Below are 15,766 nucleotides of genomic sequence, written 5' to 3'. Positions count from 1 at the left end.
CATGTCCGCCAGCATCGTCTATATCCACCACGACTGCTTTCTCCTGCGCGCGGGCGGCAAGACGCTCCTTTTCGACTACCCTGCCCCGGCCTACCTGCCGCCGCAAGCCGCGCAAGCAGCCGCCGCGCACATCGCCGGCGCGGACCTGACTGTATTCGTCTCCCACAGCCACGACGACCATTGCGACCCGGACATCGTCGCCGCAACGCAGGATGCGGCCACGCGCCGCTTCGTGGTTTCCGACGACGTGGCCGACCTCTACGGCGACCGCCTGCCGCCGGAGACGCGCGTCATGGAGCCAGACGACGCGCAAGACGTGGCCGGCCTGACGGTCCATGCCCTGGAAAGCAACGACATGGGCCTTTCCTACCGCATCGAACTGGAAGGACTGTCGGTTTATTTCGGCGGGGACATGGCGCTTTGGGACTGGCCCGGGCAGTCCCCGGCCGCCCGGCGCGCCGTGGGCATGTCCTGGCGGCGGCTGCTCAAGGCCCTTGCCGCGCGCCCGCTCGACGTGGCCTTTTCCAACATGGACCCGCGCCTGCAAAGCCTCGCCGGCGCGCCGGACTTTGTGGAAAAGCTCGCGCCCGCCGTGTTCGTGCCCATGCACGTAAACGGCAAGACGCACTACATCGAGCGTTTCGCCGACCGCCTGCGCCGCCCCGGCACAACCGTGTTCGCCTACGCCAGGCCGGGAGACGTGCTGGAACTCTCCGCCGGCCTCACATCCCGCCCGCGGTCCCGCCCGTAAGCAGCGCCACGGGGAAATCGCGCAAGAGGTCCCGCAGCGCGAGGCCCTCCCCGGAAAACGTCCGCCCGGTCATGACGTCGGTGAGAGGCCCCCATCCTGCCGGAATGTCCGTGACGCGCGTGCCCTCCCAGGCTTCGCCGAGCACGAACGCGCCCTGCGCCGCGCCGAGGTTGGCGATGCGCCAGGGCACGACCGCAAGGGCCGTCCTGCCCTCGAAGGCGCGCCAGAAACCGAACACGTTCCCGGCAAGGCTCCCGGCGAACGCGGCCGGCGCATAGGTCCCGACGGTAAAGAGCTCGGGGTCCGCGCCCCGCGCCGCAAGCGCCCGCCAGAGCGTGAAGAGCTTGATGCAACCGTCCCCGGGCGAGGCGAGCAGCCTGTGGCACAGCGCGACCGGGTCGGCGGAATACGCCGCGTTCAGCTCCCCGAGCGTCTTTTTCCGAACCATGAAATCCACGGGCCGGCGGTTGTCCGGATCGACGAAGGACAGGTCCCAGCACTCCACGCCCTGGTAGATGTCCGGGATGCCGGGACAAGCCGCCTTGAGCACGACCTGCGCCAGGCCATAGGAGTAGCCGACCCAGGTGAGCCGCCGGCAAAGGGGCAGAAAGATGTCCATGAAGGCGTTTTTGGGCACGTCGCGCGTAAGCTTGGCCGCGAATTCCGTCAGGGCCTTTTCGTACTCCAGATCCGGGCTCAGCCACGTGGAATGTTCCTTGCCCTCGCGCACGGCCTTGACGAGATAGGCCGCAAGCCGTTCGCCGAAGCCGGGCAGGTCCTCGGGCCGGTCGGGATAATGGCCGAGCAGCGTCTGGTAGAGCATGTATTCGTCGTTCTTGTCCGGCGCGGCCCGATCGCCGAGTTGCGTCTTGCGGCGCAGATTGATGCGGTAGAATTTCCCCAGCGCGAGCCTCCAGGCGTCGGGCATCTCCGACAGCGCGGCCAGGCGCAGGCGCGCATCCTCGCCGCGCTTGGCGTCGTGGGTGGCCGTGGCGCTCATGGCGCGGGGCCACTGTCTGGCCCGCGCGGCCATGGCCTCGTGGAAGGCCCGGGGCGTCTGGCCGAAGCCCCCCGGCTCGCCGCCCACTTCGTTGAGGCACAGCAAACGGTTGAGCACATAGAACGCCGTATCCTCCACGCCCTTGGCCATCAGCGGGCCGCTGACCTGCTGGAAGCGCATGGCGAACCGCGTCCACTGCGCTTTCTGCTCGTCGCTCAGGTTCGCGTCGTATTGCAGCAGAAGGAAACGCTCCAGGAAATCGAGCTCGTAGGCGAGGTCGGCGTTGTGACGCTTGGCGCGGCGGATGGCCGTGCGCACGTAGTCGATGTCCGCCGGCCGGATGGCGTCCGGGGAAATGTAGGTCCGGTAGACCGGGAAATGGGCCAGCACTTCGGTCAGCGCCCGCTTGGTCGAGCGCAGGGTGATGTCGAAGCCCTGGCGGTCGAGGCTGGAGACGGCGTTTATCAGTCGCGCCAGGTTTTCCACGTCGCCGTACATGTGGGTTTCGATGATGCGGCGCTTCTTCCAGACCACCACGTCCTCGGGCAGCTGGCGGCGGCCGGTGAAGCCGGCATAGATGCGGTCGAAGGCCTTTTCCTGGGTCGTGTCCACGTACAGGCCGCATACGGCGTTCATGAAATCGTAGCCCGTGGAACCGGCCACGGGCCAGAACGCCGGCAAGGGCTCACCGGCCACGCAGATCTTTTCCACCACGAGGTAGGCGTCGCCGACGGCCTCGCGCAGCCGCCGCAGATAGCGCGCCGGGTCGTAGAGCCCGTCGATGTGGTCCACGCGCAACCCCGAGAAAAGCCCTTCCCGGACCAGTTCGAACAGCTTGCCGTGTGACTGGCGAAAGACCGCCTCATCCTCCACGCGCAGCGAAATGAGGTCGTTGATGGAGAAAAAGCGGCGGTAGTTGATCTCCTCCCCGGCCACCTTCCAGTAGGAGAGCCGGAAATACTGTTCGGCCAGCAGGCTTTCCAGAAGCGCCCGGCGATCCTCGCCCTCCTCCGCCGTGCCGTTGGCCTGGGCGAGGTTGGCGACGATGTGGGCGCGCACGGGCGCGCTTTTCTCGTAGAGTTCGAAGAGCATTTGTTTGACGAAAAAGATCTGGTCGTAGCGTTCGTCCTTGGAATCCTCGGCGGGCAGGGACTTGATGGTGTAGAGCACGCCCAGGAGCTTGATGTAGTCCGGGGAGTCGCGGCCGATTTTCGCGCGCAGTTTGCCCATCCCGAGCGTGAGCAGGCGCACGTAGGAATCGATGCGCAGGGGAAAGCGCAGGTCGTAGTAGCGCACGAAAAAGCCGTCGGCGTCGAAGCCGATGGCGATCTCCCCGGCCTCCAGGACCCTGCCGTAGAAGTTGCCCAGAAACGGGGCCAGCATGCGGCCCTTGATGCTCTCGTAGGGATGGTCCCAGTCGATGTCGAAGGACTGGTAGTAGCGCGAGGACGGGCCGTTTTCGAGCACGTCCACGAGCATGCGGTTTTCGCCCGAGACGGCCATGTGGTTGGGCACGATGTCCTGGATCCAGCCGATGCCGCGCTTCGCGGCCGCCGCGACCAGGGCGCGGAACTCCGCTTCGCCGCCGAGCTCCGGGTTGATCTCCCTGTGGTCGCACACGTCGTAGCCGTGGGTCGATCCGGGCCGGGCGCGAAAGATCGGCGAGGCGTAGATGTGGGAGACGCCGAGCGCGGCGAGATAGTCGAGGATGCCCTGGCAGCGGACGAAATCGAACTCCTTCGTGAACTGGATGCGGTAGGTGGCGACGGGCGCGTTCATTGCGGCAACCTCACCTTGAGCGCTTCGGCCACCACGGAGAAAAGCGCCACCCAACGCCCGGCCTCTTCGTCCCCGGCGGCAGCCTCGTCCCGCTTGCCGGGATAGCGGCTGCGGGACAGTTCGAAAGCCACGTTTTGCGCCTTGAACAGGTTGAGCCCCATGGGCAGGGTGCGCAGCCTGTCCAGGGCCTCCTTGACGTTGGTCAGCAGCGCGATGTTCTCGAAGTCCTCGCCGAAGGCCTCCACAAAGCGGTTGACCCAGCGCGCCCCTTCCATGCCGAGGCGCTCGTAGTCCAGGGAAAGGCCGAAGCGCTTGGCGTCCTCGATGCTCCCGTCCAGGCGTTCGAGGTCGATGACTTCGCCGGCGAGCTGCCGCCGGATGTCCGTTTCCACGACAAAGGCGGCGGCGTCCAGAAAGTGGCGCGGCACGGGCATGGAGATCCAGTGGAGAAAATTGAGGATGGGGTAGTCGTCCTCGAAGATGCGACGGTACATGGCTTCGGCGGCGTCGAATTCCGGGGCGAGGACCTCGGCCACCACCTTGCGCTGCACGTCGCGAAACAGGTCGCGGAGGGAAAAGGTGTGGGTCTCGAAATGGGCGTCCAGGGCGCGGATGGTTTCGGCGAGGTCGCCGCGCTCGAAGACCCGGCGCAGGTCGGCTTCCATGGCGGCGAGACTCGCGGCGTCGCGGTAGCGCCGCAGGCCGCAGGTCAGGTTGTGGCCGCCGACGTGGAGCACGGCGAAGGTGGCGTCCAGGCGTTCGCCGGTGATCACGGATTCGATGACGGCCCGGCCGGTGAGCAGACGCGCGCGGCCGGCGGTTTCGCGCTTCTCGTCGCGCCCGCTCACGCGGTAGCAGCCGTAGGCGTAGTGCTCGTCGTAGGCCTCGAACAGCGAGGAGATGGCGAAATGCGCGCCCACGCGCATGATGTCCACGGCCGCGGGCTTGGCGTGGCGCTCGTAGGCTTCCCTGCCCGAGGAAAGGACGTTGCTCGGGGCCTTTTCCAGGATCGCGGCAAAAGGCCCTTCGAGGTCTCCGCCGCCGAGCTCCCCGGCAAGCTGGATGGCGCGCGCGGCGTACTGGAGGATCTGTACGGTCTCGATGCCCGAGACCTCGTCGAAAAACCAACCGCAACTCGTGAACATGAGCATGGCGTGGCGCGAAAGCTCCATGAACTTGAGCGCCTCGATGCGCCCGCCCGGGGTCAGGCCCTTTTTCGCGTGGGCCGCGAAAAAGGCGTCCAGGCTCGCCTCTTCGCGGTTTCCGACCACCGCGACGTAGGCGTCGCGCGCCTGCCACGGATCAGTGAAGCAGCGCCGCCCCTCCTTGTCGAGGATCGCCGCGCAGGCGTCGCGCAGCCAGTCCATGGCCTCGCGCAGGGGGGCGCGCCAGCCCTGGCCCCAATCCCGGTGCATGCCGGAATTGCAGCCGCAGTCCGCGCGCCAGCGCTCCACGCCGTGGATGCAGCTCCAGGACGAGTCCTCGAAGATTTCCGCCTCGTGCCGGGGCGGGTGACGGTCGAGGTAGGCGGCGTAGTTGATCAGCTCCACGGAAGGGTCGGCCTCAAGCAGCGACAGACAGTAGGTGAGCGCCATCTCGCCGTAGGAGTGGTGATGGCCGTAGGTTTCGCCGTCCGTGGCGACGCTTACGATCTGCGGCCAGTCGCGGTCGTCGCTGAACGCGGCCATGAGCCGGTCGCGGATGGTCTCGCCGCTTTCCAGCATGTCGCCGAAGGCCATGTCCTGGGAGATGGGGCCATCGTAGAAAAAAACCGTGAAATCGCGCCCGTCCGGCAGGCGCACGAGGTAGGGCGCGGTGGGGTCCACGTGGGCGTCGGACACGTCCCACCAGTCGCCGCCGCTTTCGTCCAGGCGGCGCACGCGCGCGGCCTGGCGCGGGGCCAGGATCGTGAAGCGGAGGCCGGCGTCGGCCAGGATGGCGAGGGTTTCCAGGTCCACGGCGGTTTCGGGCAGCCACATGCCTTCGGGGTCGCGGCCGAAGCGGGCGCGGAAATCCGCCACGCCCCATTTGACCTGGGTGATCTTGTCGCGCCGGTTGGCCAGCGGCATGATCATGTGGCTGTAGGCCTGGGCCAGGGCCGAGCCGTGGCCGTCGAAGTGCTCCATGGAAAGCCGGTCCGCGTCCACGATGGCCTGGTGGAGCCTCGGGTGGTGCCTGTCCAGCCAGGACAGCAGCGTGGGACCGAAATTGAAGCTGATCTTGGAGTAGTTGTTGACGATATCGACAATGAAGCCGTCGCCGTCCAGGATGCGCGAGCCGGAATTGGGGCCGTAGCATTCGGCGGTGATGCGCTCGTTCCAGTCGTGGTAGGGGTGGGCCGAATCCTGGACCTCGACCTCCTCGAGCCAGGGGTTCTCCCGGGGCGGCTGGTAGAAATGGCCGTGGATGCAGACATAGCGGTTCATGCGCCAAAGCCCTCCTCGCATTTGTACACCACGGCGCAAAGGGGCGGCAGGGTGATGGTCGCGGCGAGGCGTCCCGGCAGGCGCGCGCCCGCGCCGCCGAAGCGCGCCTCGTCGCTGTCGCACAGGCGCGTGTAGTCGCGGTTCGGAGCGGACGCGCCGACGCTGACGCGCGTCGCCCGCTTGCCGCAGTTGCAAAGGAGCAGGAAACGCCCGTCCGCGCCCCGGCGCTCCATGGCCAGGGCTCCAAATCCGTCCAGGGGCCATACGTTGGCGCGCTCCCGCCGCGTCTCGCAAAGGGCCGGGCTCCCGGCGCGAAGGGCAAGGAGCGCCGTGTACCAGGCGAGCATGGCCGCATGGCCGGGCGCGGCGGGCCTGGCCCAGTCCGGCCGGCTGGCGGCGAAGGTGGCCACGTCGAAGGGGTCGGGCACCGCGCCGCGCCAGCGAAAGCTTGCGAATTCCTTCTTGCGCCCCCGCCGCACGGCGTCCACCAGCCCGGCATCGAGGTGGCTGATAAAATAGAGAAACGGCTGCGTCTCGCCCCACTCCTCGCCCATGAAAAGAAGCGGCGAGCCCGGGGAAAGAAGGAGCAGCGCGGCGGCCACGCGAGCGGCGGCCGGGCCGATGAGCGAGACGAGGCGCTCGCCCCTGGCGCGGTTGCCGACCTGGTCGTGGTTCTGGATGCAGTTGACGCAGCGGTCGGCCGGCAGATGCGCGACCGAGTGGCCGCGCACGTGGCCGAAAAATGGGCTTGGGCGGTCGGCGTAGGCAAAGCCGTCGGCCATGGCCAGGAGCAGGTCGTCGCGGGAACCGTAGTCCGCGTAATAGCCCCGCCGCTCGCCCGTCAACAGCGCGTGCGCGGCGTGGTGGAAATCGTCGTTCCACACGCCGTCGAGGCCCATGCCGCCGACGGCCGCGTCGGTGATGACCGCCGGGTCGTTCACGTGCGTTTCGGCCACGAGAAACGCCTGCCGCCCGGCGCGCGCGCGCCAGTCGGCCACGCGGCCGGCCAACTCGGCCAGGACATGGACCGGCCCCTGGTCGAAGATGGCGTGGGTCGCGTCCAGGCGCAGGCCGTCGATGTGGAAATCGCGCAACCAATACAAGGCGTTTTGGATAAAAAACTCCCGCACGCCCGCGCTGCCCGGACCGTCGTAGTTGACGGCCTCGCCCCAGGGCGTGCGGTAGCGGTCGGTGAAGTACGGCCCGAAATCGCGCAGGTAGTTTCCTTCGGGGCCGAGGTGGTTGTAGACCACGTCGAGGACCACGGCCAGCCCTGCGCCGTGGCAGGCGTCGACGAGACGCGCCAGTCCGGCCGGGCCGCCGTAGGCTTCGCTTGCGGCAAAGGGAAAGACGCCGTCGTAGCCCCAGTTGCGCCCGCCCGGGAACTGGGCCACGGGCATGAGCTCGAGGCAGGTGACGCCGAGCGCGCGCAGATGCGGCAGCCGGTCGATGACGGCGTCGAACGTGCCCTGCGGCGTGAACGTGCCGACGTGGATTTCGTAGTAGACGCGCCGGTCCGGGGCAGGCGGCACAAACGCGGCGTCGGTCCAGGCGAAGGCGTCGGTATCGACCAGGGCCGCAGGGCCGTGGACGTCGTCCGGCTGGTGGCGCGAGGCCGGATCGGCGCGGCGCGTCCCGCCGTCCAGCACGAACCAGTAGCGCGCCCCGTCCGCCAGGCCCGGGACTTCCGCCGTGTAATAGCCGCCCGGCAGCGGTTCCATGGGCACTGTGACGCCTGTGGCGTCGAGAAGCAGAGCAAGGCGTTTGCATTTGGGCGCCCAGACGGTGAAGCGCCAGGTGGCGGGGCCGGTTTTTTGCGGGCCGACCGGCAACGACCCGGAGAGCATTCGTTGCATACCTTTTTGTATGCACCAAAGCCCGGCCAGGGTCAAACCGCGATTCGGCAGCGGCGAACCGGCGTGGTTACGCTTTGGAGAAAAGCAGGCGCGCCAGTTCGCCGAGGTCGCCCAGCCTGGGGCCGAGGCGGCCGGCGTCGGGGCCGAGCACCGGCCCGTAGCCCAGGCGTTCGGCCTGCTTGAGGCGTACCTCGTGGCCGGAAACGGGGCGGATGCGGCCGGAGAGGTCCACCTCGCCCCAGAAAACCGCGCCGGCGGGCAGGGGACGGTCGTAGAACGAGGACAGGACAGAAGCGGCGATGCCGAGGTCGAGGCCGGGGTCCTGGATTTTGAGCCCGCCGCCGATCTTGGCGTAGATGTCGGCCTGGCCGAGATTGAGGCGCAGGCGCTTTTCCAAAACCGCCAAAAGCAGGTGCAGCCGGCCGACGTCGAGCCCGAGCGCCGCCCGGCGCGGCACGGAGAGGAAGGATTTGGCCGCAAGGGCCTGCACCTCCACGGCAAAAGGCCGCCGCCCCTCCACGGCCATGACCACGGCCGAACCGGACACGGCCGGATCGCGGTCGCCCAGAAAAAACGTCGAGGGATCGGGCACCTCGGACAGGCCCTGCTCGCGCATTTCCATGACGAGCAGCTCGTCCGTCGGGCCGTAGCGGTTTTTCAGCACGCGCAGGATGCGAAAGAGATGCCGGCGCTCGCCTTCGAGATAGAGCACGGTGTCGACCATGTGCTCGAGCAGCTTGGGGCCGGCGATCTGGCCGTCCTTGGTCACGTGGCCGACGAGGACGAGGCAGGCCTGGCCGCGCTTGGCCGCTTCCACGCACGAGGCCGCGACCGAGCGCACCTGGGACACGGACCCGGCCGCGCCCTCGACGCCGGCGACGTGCATGGTCTGCACGGAATCGACGATGACGAGGTCCGGGGCGGGAGTTGCGCCGAGAACGTCCACGGCCGCGCCGGCGTCGGTACTCGCGGCGGCGAGCAGGCCTTCGTGGAGCACGCCCAGGCGCTCGGCCCGGGCCTTGAGCTGGGCCAGGGATTCCTCGCCCGAAACATAGACCACGCGGCGGCCGGCGGCCGCGGCCATGCCGGCCAGCTGGAGCAGGATCGTGGATTTGCCGATGCCCGGTTCGCCGCCGAGCAGCACCGCGCCGCCCGGGGTGAGCCCGCCGCCGAGTACGCGGTCGAGGCCGGGGAGGCCCGTGGGAAAGGGGCGGAAATCCTCGTCGGGATGCTCGCCCAGGGGGATGGGCGCGCCGGCCGGGGCGGCAAGCCCGGCCGCGCCGCCGGCCCTGGGCCGGGCCATGCCCTCGACCAGGGTGTTCCAGGCCCCGCAGCGGGGGCACTGTCCGTGCCACGTCGGCGCGACGCCGCCGCACTGCGAGCAGGTGAAAATCCGCTTGGGCTTGCCCGCCATGCTACTGCCGGGGCGGGTCCTTGGCGTCCACCACCTTGACCCCGAACTCCTTGACGGCTTCGGGCGGATCGAAAAACACGACCATGAACGGCGTCTCGCCGCCCGGGGCGATATTGGTGTTGTTGGTGAGCACGCCGACCTGGGAGGTCAGGGCGTTTTTCAGTTCGTCGCGGGTCATGACCTGGAGCTGGAAAAGCGACACCGTGTTGCCGGCGAGTTCCTCCTGGCTGGCGAGCGAGCCGCCCTTTTCGTCGAAGAGCGTGGCCTCGATCTTGATCATTTCCTTGGGCGTCTTGAAGTTGTTGACGGCCTTGCCCTCGATCACGAACAGCTGCCCCGCCTTTTCGTTGGAAACGTAGTACTGGCGGACGTTTTGCAACATGATGTCCTTGACCTTGGCCGTCTCCCCGGGCTTTTTCGCGGCGTCGGCGGCAGGCGCGGGCTTTTCCGCGGCCGGCTTATCCGGGGCGGCCTTTTCCGCCGCTGGCTGTCCCGGCGTGGCCGGGGCCGTGGCCGCCGGCGGCTGCGCGGCGTCCTTGGCCGCCTTCTTGCCGGGCCAGAGGTTCAGGAAATACACGGCGGCGACGGTGGCCGCGAGGATGAGCAGCACCGCGCCCATGATGACGGCGACGCGCTTGCGTCGTTCTTTTGACACCGAACTGCCGGGCAGGGTTATGTTGGCCACGTCGTCGAGGCTGAACCCGGGTTTGACCGGCCCGTTGTCCACTGCGTCGCCGTCGTCGTCCTTGCCTTCGTAGGTTTCCGAGTGGAACAGGTCCGGCGGCACGTCGTCGTCGGGCATGGCGGCCTTGGCCGTTTCGGCGGCAGGCGGCGCGGCGGGCCGCTCCTGGCGACCCGGAGGCGTGGGCGCGAGGTCGTCGGGGAAATCGAAGTCCGCAAGCCCCCCGGCGTCCGGAATCTCGGGGGCGGCCGGCGGATCGACGTGGAACACGTGGCGGCATTTGCCGCAACGCAGCTTGGCCCCGGAGGCTCCGATCTTGTCGTCAGGCAGGCTGAACTTGGAATGGCAATTCGGGCAGGCAACAATCATGGCGCTTTTCCCACTGTGGGTTGCATTTTTTCGCAACCATCATGCAAATTCGGGGCCACTTTCTATTGCACCAGTTCGTACACGCCGCGCAGACGCCGCAGCCGCTCCCCCACATCCATGCCGTAGCCGACCAGGAAAACGGGCGGCGCTTCGAACCCCACGAAGTCCACGGCCACGTCGACCACGCGGCGGTAGGCCTTGTCGAGCAGCGAACAAACCTTGAGGCTGGCCGGTGAACGCTCCTGAAGCATGCCAAGGAGATAGGCCAGGGAGCGGCCGGTGTCCACGATGTCCTCGACCACGAGGACGTGGCGGCCGGCGATGTCGGTTTCGAGGTCCATGAGGAACTTGAGCGCGCCGGGCGAGGTGCCCGCGCCGTAGCTGGCCACGCGCACGAAATCGAGCGTCGGGCAGAAATCGAGGGCGCGCAGCAGGTCGGCCATGAACGGCAGCGCGCCCTTGAGCACGCCGACCATGACCACGTCACCGTCGGCGGCCCCGACGGCGGCGTAATGGGCCGATATCTCGCGGCCCAGCTCGGCCACGCGGGCGGCCACGGCCGCCTCCCCGAACACTTCGCGCAACGTTTCCGCCATGTCTCCCCGCAATCCGGATTGCGGCGGCCGTCGCCGGCCGCCATTTCACCGCGTTCCCGAAACCCGTTTTCTGCGCCTTTCGGGAACGCCGTATCGAATTATTATTTTTCCGCTCAAAAAGTGCATCACTTTTTAAGCGATCGCCACCCTACATTTCCATCAACAGCGCGTTTTCGTCGCACTCCGGAAACTTGGGGCAATGGATGCAATCGGCCCAGACTTTCTGGGGCAGCTTCTCCTTTTCCACCGGGGCGAAACCCAGGCGTTCGAAGAAATGCGGCCGGTAGGTCAGGGTGAAGACCTTGAAGATGCCGAGCGTCACGGCGTCGGACAGGCAGGCCTCGACCAGCTTGCCGCCCCAGCCCTGCTTCTGGATGCGCTCGTCCACGGCCAGGGAGCGGATCTCGGCGATGTCGTCCCAGGTGATGGACAGGGCGCAGCAACCGAGGATGCCCGGCGTATCGTGCTCGGCCAGGACGAAGAAATCCCGCAGGTGGCTGTAGAGCTGGTTGAACGAGCGCGGCAGCAGGAATTCCTTGTTCGCGCAGTGCATGAGCAGCGCGTGGATATGCTTGACGTCCTGGATGCGCGCCTTGCGGATGAAAAGGCCGCTCATTGCGGCGGCGCCTGCAACAGGCCGTCGATGGCCTGCCGGAGTTGTTCGCCGGGCATGTAGCCGGAATGGTTGACGGCCTGCTGCCCCGTGACGTCGTAGATGAGGGTCTTCGGGATCATCTTGACGCCGAAGGCGGCCATCACGTCGGGATCGGCCAGATGCACCGGGAAATTGAACGGCGTCTGCTTGACGAACCGCGCGTATTCCCCCGGGTCCTGGTCCAGGGAGATGCCGATGAAGACGACCTTGTCGGCCGGGTAATGCTTGCGGGCCTCGATGAAGTCCGGAATTTCCATGAGGCACGGCCGGCACCAGGAAGCGAAGAAATCCACCACCACCACCTTGCCCTGGGCCGCAACGACGGTGTCGAGCACGGCCTGGCCGTGGATGGGGCCCGCATCCTGGGCCGCCGCGCGGCTGGCCGGCGCAAGGGCCAGGACCAGCAGCAGGACTGCGAAAAGACGTTTGCGCAACGAACAAACCTCCGCGCTTCATTGCAAGCGGCCGGACGACCGGCCGTCAGGGCCGGTTTAATCCAAAGCGGCCGGCGCTTGCCAGCGTTTTTTAGGCGATGCAGCCGATAAGGGTCTTGGCCTGGCGCACGGCGTCCACGGCGTCCGCGGCATGGGCGTCCGCGCCGATGGACTTGGCGAAGGCCTCGGTGACCACGGCCCCGCCCACCATGACCTTGGCGCGCAGGCCGCGCTCGCGCACGAGGCGCACCGTGTCCTCCATGCGCACCATGGTCGTGGTCATCAGCGCCGACAGGCCGATGACGTCGGCGTCGCACGTGGCCGCTTCCTCGACGATGCGCGCCGCGGGCACGTCCTTGCCCAGGTCGATGACCTCGAAACCGTGGTTTTTGAGCATCAGACAGACGATGTTCTTGCCGATGTCGTGGATGTCGCCCTCGACCGTGGCCATGACGATGCGGGCTTTTTCCGCGCCGGAGGTTTCGGCCAAAAGCGGTTCCAGGCGCTCGAAACCGGAGCGCATGGCCTCGGCGGCGACAAGCAGCTGGGGCAGGAAGAATTCCTTGCGCTCATAGCGCTCGCCCACGTCCATGATGCCCGGAATCAGCTCCTCGCCCAGGATGGCGGCGGGAGCGCGTCCCTCGGCAAGGGCGGCTTCGATGAGCTCGGCCAGTTCGGCCTTGCGGCCGTGGACCACGGCCTGGCGCAGCGGGCTGCCCTCCTCCCTCGCCGTGGTTGCGGCGGCGGTCGCCGCCGTCGGCGCGGACGCCTTCCAGCCGGCGTAGCGGCCGATGAAGCGGCCGGCCTGCGGATCGCGGTTGAGCAGCACCTCGCAGGCCCCGGACGTTTCCATCAGCCGCGAAACATTGGGGTTGGCGATGGCCCCGGCCAGTCCCGCGCCCAGGCACATGGCGAAAAAGGCGGCGTTGACCAGCTCGCGCGCGGGCAGGCCGAAGGAGATGTTGGAGAGCCCGAGCACCGTGGGCAGGCCCCAGGCGTCGCGGCAGTGACGGATGACCTCCAGACAGGCCAGCGCGGCCTCGGACTTGGACGAAACCGTGAGCGCCAGGGCGTCGACGAGAATGAGCCGGCGCGGGATGCCCAGGGAATCGGCCTGCAGCAGCAGCTCCTCGATGATGCCGAGGCGCTCGGCGGCCGTGACCGGCAGCTTGCGTCCCTTGAGCGGCAGGAGAATGAACGGCGCGCCGTGGTCGCGGCAGATGGGGCCGAGCAGCTCCATGCGGCCGGGTTCGCCGCTGATGGAGTTGACGAGCGGTGTCGCGGGCGAGGCCCACAGCGCGGCGGTCAGGGCCTCGGCGTTGTTGGAATCGAGGCACAGCGGCACGCGCTGGCGCTTGGTGAGTTCCATGGCGAGCCCCGGCAGCACGGCGACCTCGTCCACCATGGGCGCGCCCACGTTGACGTCGAGGATGCCCGCGCCGGCCGCGACCTGCTCCTCGGCAAAGGCCAGGGCGCGCGTGAACTCCCCGGCCGCGAGCTCGGCGGCCAGCTCGGCCTTGCCCGTGGGGTTGATGCGCTCGCCGATGACCACGCAGGGACTTTTGCCGCCAAGCGTCACGGTCGTGGCCCGGGAGGCCACGGCCAGAACCGGATGGTCCGGGGCTTCGCCGCGCGTCCACGAGCGACCGGAAAGCGCCCGCGCAAGCGCGGCGATGTGCGCCGGGGTGGTGCCACAGCAGCCGGAAAGGGCCTTGGCGCCGAGGTCGGCGAAGCGCGCGGTCTTTTCCGCGAATTCCTCCGGCCCCATGGGGAAAACGGTACGCCCGCCTTCCAGGCGCGGCATGCCGGCATTGGGCTTGACGAAAAACGGCGTCCTCAGGCGGCGCGAGAACACCTCGCCGACCAGGCGCATGTCGTCGGGGCCCGCGCCGCAGTTGACGCCGACGAGATCGACGCCGAGATTCTCCATGGCGTCGGCGAAGACTTCCGGCGATGAGCCGGTGAGGCTGGCCGCGCCCTCGAAGGTCATGCACACGGCCACGGGCAGCGTGCAGACCCGGCGGGCGGCGAGCACGAGGGCCTTGGCCTCGGCCAGATCGAAATGGGTCTCGCCCACGATCAGGTCGCAGCCGCCTTCGGCCAGGCCCGTGATCTGCTCGGCGAAGGCGTCCACGAGTTCGGCGAGCGTCACCTTGCCGAGCGGTGCGACGAACTGGCCCGTGGGACCGACGGAGCCGGCGACGAAGGCCGCGTCCCCGGCGGCGCGGCGGGCGAGTTTCGCCATCTCGCGGTTAAGCGCCGTGACGTCCGTGCCGGCGGGGAGCTTGTAGCGCGAGCCGCCGAAGGTGTTGGCGGTGACGACGCGCGAGCCGGCCTCGATGTATTCCCGGTGTGTGGCCACGATGGCGTCGGGACGCTCCAGGCCGAAGAGTTCCGGGGATTGCCCGGCGGCCAAGCCCCGCCCTTGGAGCAAGGTGCCCATGGCCCCGTCGAAGACGAGGATGCCCGAATCGCCAAGCGCTTTTCTGAAATCGCCCACGCCCGCTCCTTTCTGGTTGCCGGTTGCCCGGCCGTTTGCCGAAACGCGGCTCGTCTACTGAAAATCGTTGAAAAGGACAAACCAAAACTTTACACGGAAAGATAGACGTGCGAGACGGCGCTTCCGGGAGGCGGCTCCGATTCGCCAAAACCTCCCAAACGGCCAGACCACGCCTCATAACCCGGTCAATATCCGATGGAACAGCGAGACGATCAAGACCTTTCCCAAAACGACGCGGAACTGGAACAACAAGATCCCGAGGAATTCGACGCCGTCGAGCCCGACGAACCCGACGAGGTCGCCGAGATCGCTGACGACGGCGATGACGCCATAGACGTGGCGCCCGTGGACGATTTCCGCCTGCCGGCCCCGCGAGCGAGCTCGGGCGGATCGCTGACCACGCGCGACCCGTTGCAGCTCTACCTGCGCGAAATCTCCAAATTCCCCATGCTCGCCCCCGAGGAAGAGCAGGAACTCGCCCGGCGCGTGCGCGACGCCGGGGACCAGAAAGCCGCCTTCCGGCTCATTTCTTCCCACCTGCGCCTGGTGGTCAAAATCGCCATGGACTTTCAGCGCCGCTGGATGCAAAACGTGCTTGACCTCATCCAGGAAGGCAATGTGGGTCTCATGCGCGCCGTGACCAAGTTCGACCCCGACAAGGGCATCAAGTTCTCCTATTACGCCGCCTACTGGATCAAGGCCTACATCCTCAAATACATCATGGACAACTGGCGCATGGTCAAGATCGGGACCACGCAGGCCCAGCGCAAACTCTTCTACAACCTCAACAAAGAGCGCCACCGCCTCCAGTCCCTGGGCTTCGACCCCAGCGCCTCCCAGCTCTCCGAGGCGCTCAACGTCACCGAGTCCGACATCGTGGAGATGGACCAGCGCTTAAGCGGCAACGACGTGTCCCTGGACGTGACGCTCGGCGACGACTCCTCGTCCACCCGCCTCGATTTCCTGCCCGCGCTCACCCCGGGCATCGAGGAGATCCTGGCCGGGGACGAGATCTCGCTCCAGCTCGAAAAGCACATCCAGAGCATCCGGCCCAAGCTCAACGAAAAGGAACTCGACCTGCTCGACAGCCGCATCCTGTCCGATTCGCCGGTGACGCTGCGGGAGATCGGGGCGAAATACGGCATCACCCGCGAGCGCGTGCGCCAGATCGAGGCGCGGCTGCTCGAAAAGCTCAAGGACCATCTGTCCAGACGCATCGAGGATTTTTCCTCGGATTGGATTCACAAGGAAGAATAGCGGCCACAAGCGCGGCGGGACCGGAACCGGCCCGCGCCGCGCGCCGC

The 15,766-nt window shown here is 67.6% G+C and carries 11 protein-coding genes; 2 read left to right on the top strand and 9 right to left on the bottom strand.

The annotated features are described in order from the left end of the window. The first annotated feature begins 1 nt into the window (after position 1). Complete coding sequence (locus tag Q368_RS0120230) at positions 2 to 751, top strand: MBL fold metallo-hydrolase (RefSeq protein ID WP_052360312.1); 750 nt, start codon at positions 2 to 4, stop codon at positions 749 to 751. Here Q368_RS0120230 and treY read toward each other — a convergent pair. The 9 genes from treY to Q368_RS0120185 all read right to left on the bottom strand — a co-directional run bounded on the left by treY (position 723) and on the right by Q368_RS0120185 (position 14,462). Continuing rightward, positions 723 to 3,530: a malto-oligosyltrehalose synthase gene (treY, locus tag Q368_RS0120225; RefSeq protein ID WP_029460858.1), complete on the bottom strand. Its 2,808-nt coding sequence runs from the start codon at positions 3,528 to 3,530 to the stop codon at positions 723 to 725. The two genes, Q368_RS0120230 and treY, sit on opposite strands and share 29 nt — an antisense overlap. Continuing rightward, the gene (locus Q368_RS0120220) at positions 3,527 to 5,956 is read right to left on the bottom strand and encodes a DUF3536 domain-containing protein (RefSeq protein WP_029460857.1); all 2,430 of its coding nucleotides are present in this window, start codon (positions 5,954 to 5,956) and stop codon (positions 3,527 to 3,529) included. The genes treY and Q368_RS0120220 overlap by 4 nt, the downstream gene beginning before the upstream one ends. Continuing rightward, the gene (gene treZ / locus Q368_RS0120215; RefSeq protein WP_029460856.1) at positions 5,953 to 7,812 is read right to left on the bottom strand and encodes a malto-oligosyltrehalose trehalohydrolase; all 1,860 of its coding nucleotides are present in this window, start codon (positions 7,810 to 7,812) and stop codon (positions 5,953 to 5,955) included. Before treZ ends, Q368_RS0120220 begins: the two co-directional genes overlap by 4 nt. 67 nt (positions 7,813 to 7,879) lie before the next feature. Then, positions 7,880 to 9,226, bottom strand: coding sequence for a DNA repair protein RadA (radA, locus tag Q368_RS0120210; protein WP_029460855.1), 1,347 nt, complete (start codon positions 9,224 to 9,226; stop codon positions 7,880 to 7,882). 1 nt (position 9,227) lies between these two features. Next, positions 9,228 to 10,277: a DUF3426 domain-containing protein gene (locus Q368_RS0120205; protein WP_029460854.1), complete on the bottom strand. Its 1,050-nt coding sequence runs from the start codon at positions 10,275 to 10,277 to the stop codon at positions 9,228 to 9,230. Between the two features lie 62 nt (positions 10,278 to 10,339). Further along, positions 10,340 to 10,873, bottom strand: a complete 534-nt coding sequence (hpt, locus tag Q368_RS0120200) for a hypoxanthine phosphoribosyltransferase (RefSeq protein WP_029460853.1) — start codon at positions 10,871 to 10,873, stop codon at positions 10,340 to 10,342. A 148-nt stretch (positions 10,874 to 11,021) separates the two neighbouring features. Further along, positions 11,022 to 11,489 (bottom strand): N-acetyltransferase, encoded by a 468-nt coding sequence (locus Q368_RS0120195; RefSeq protein ID WP_029460852.1) that lies wholly within the window; start codon positions 11,487 to 11,489, stop codon positions 11,022 to 11,024. Beyond that, positions 11,486 to 11,962, bottom strand: coding sequence for a TlpA family protein disulfide reductase (locus Q368_RS0120190; RefSeq protein WP_029460851.1), 477 nt, complete (start codon positions 11,960 to 11,962; stop codon positions 11,486 to 11,488). Before Q368_RS0120190 ends, Q368_RS0120195 begins: the two co-directional genes overlap by 4 nt. A gap of 91 nt (positions 11,963 to 12,053) precedes the next feature. Beyond that, positions 12,054 to 14,462 carry a homocysteine S-methyltransferase family protein gene (locus Q368_RS0120185; RefSeq protein ID WP_029460850.1) on the bottom strand — a complete coding sequence of 803 codons (2,409 nt, stop codon included), beginning with the start codon at positions 14,460 to 14,462 and terminating at the stop codon, positions 12,054 to 12,056. A 195-nt stretch (positions 14,463 to 14,657) separates the two neighbouring features. Here Q368_RS0120185 and Q368_RS0120180 point away from each other — a divergent pair, with 195 nt between their 5' ends. Next, positions 14,658 to 15,719: a sigma-70 family RNA polymerase sigma factor gene (locus Q368_RS0120180; protein ID WP_029460849.1), complete on the top strand. Its 1,062-nt coding sequence runs from the start codon at positions 14,658 to 14,660 to the stop codon at positions 15,717 to 15,719. Positions 15,720 to 15,766 lie beyond the last annotated feature (47 nt).

This window comes from Solidesulfovibrio alcoholivorans DSM 5433 (assembly GCF_000702665.1).
Lineage (GTDB): Bacteria > Desulfobacterota > Desulfovibrionia > Desulfovibrionales > Desulfovibrionaceae > Solidesulfovibrio > Solidesulfovibrio alcoholivorans.
Note: the sequence above shows the minus strand (reverse complement) of the source record. Positions and strands in the feature narration are given on the sequence as shown.

What these genes read in the sequence shown, in the direction of transcription:
- Q368_RS0120230 (WP_052360312.1), top strand. Translation starts at nt 2, where the DNA reads ATGTCCGCCAGCATCGTCTATATCCACCACGACTGCTTTCTCCTGCGC.
- treY (WP_029460858.1), bottom strand. Translation starts at nt 3,530, where the DNA reads ATGAACGCGCCCGTCGCCACCTACCGCATCCAGTTCACGAAGGAGTTC.
- Q368_RS0120220 (WP_029460857.1), bottom strand. Translation starts at nt 5,956, where the DNA reads ATGAACCGCTATGTCTGCATCCACGGCCATTTCTACCAGCCGCCCCGG.
- treZ (WP_029460856.1), bottom strand. Translation starts at nt 7,812, where the DNA reads ATGCAACGAATGCTCTCCGGGTCGTTGCCGGTCGGCCCGCAAAAAACC.
- radA (WP_029460855.1), bottom strand. Translation starts at nt 9,226, where the DNA reads ATGGCGGGCAAGCCCAAGCGGATTTTCACCTGCTCGCAGTGCGGCGGC.
- Q368_RS0120205 (WP_029460854.1), bottom strand. Translation starts at nt 10,277, where the DNA reads ATGATTGTTGCCTGCCCGAATTGCCATTCCAAGTTCAGCCTGCCTGAC.
- hpt (WP_029460853.1), bottom strand. Translation starts at nt 10,873, where the DNA reads ATGGCGGAAACGTTGCGCGAAGTGTTCGGGGAGGCGGCCGTGGCCGCC.
- Q368_RS0120195 (WP_029460852.1), bottom strand. Translation starts at nt 11,489, where the DNA reads ATGAGCGGCCTTTTCATCCGCAAGGCGCGCATCCAGGACGTCAAGCAT.
- Q368_RS0120180 (WP_029460849.1), top strand. Translation starts at nt 14,658, where the DNA reads ATGGAACAGCGAGACGATCAAGACCTTTCCCAAAACGACGCGGAACTG.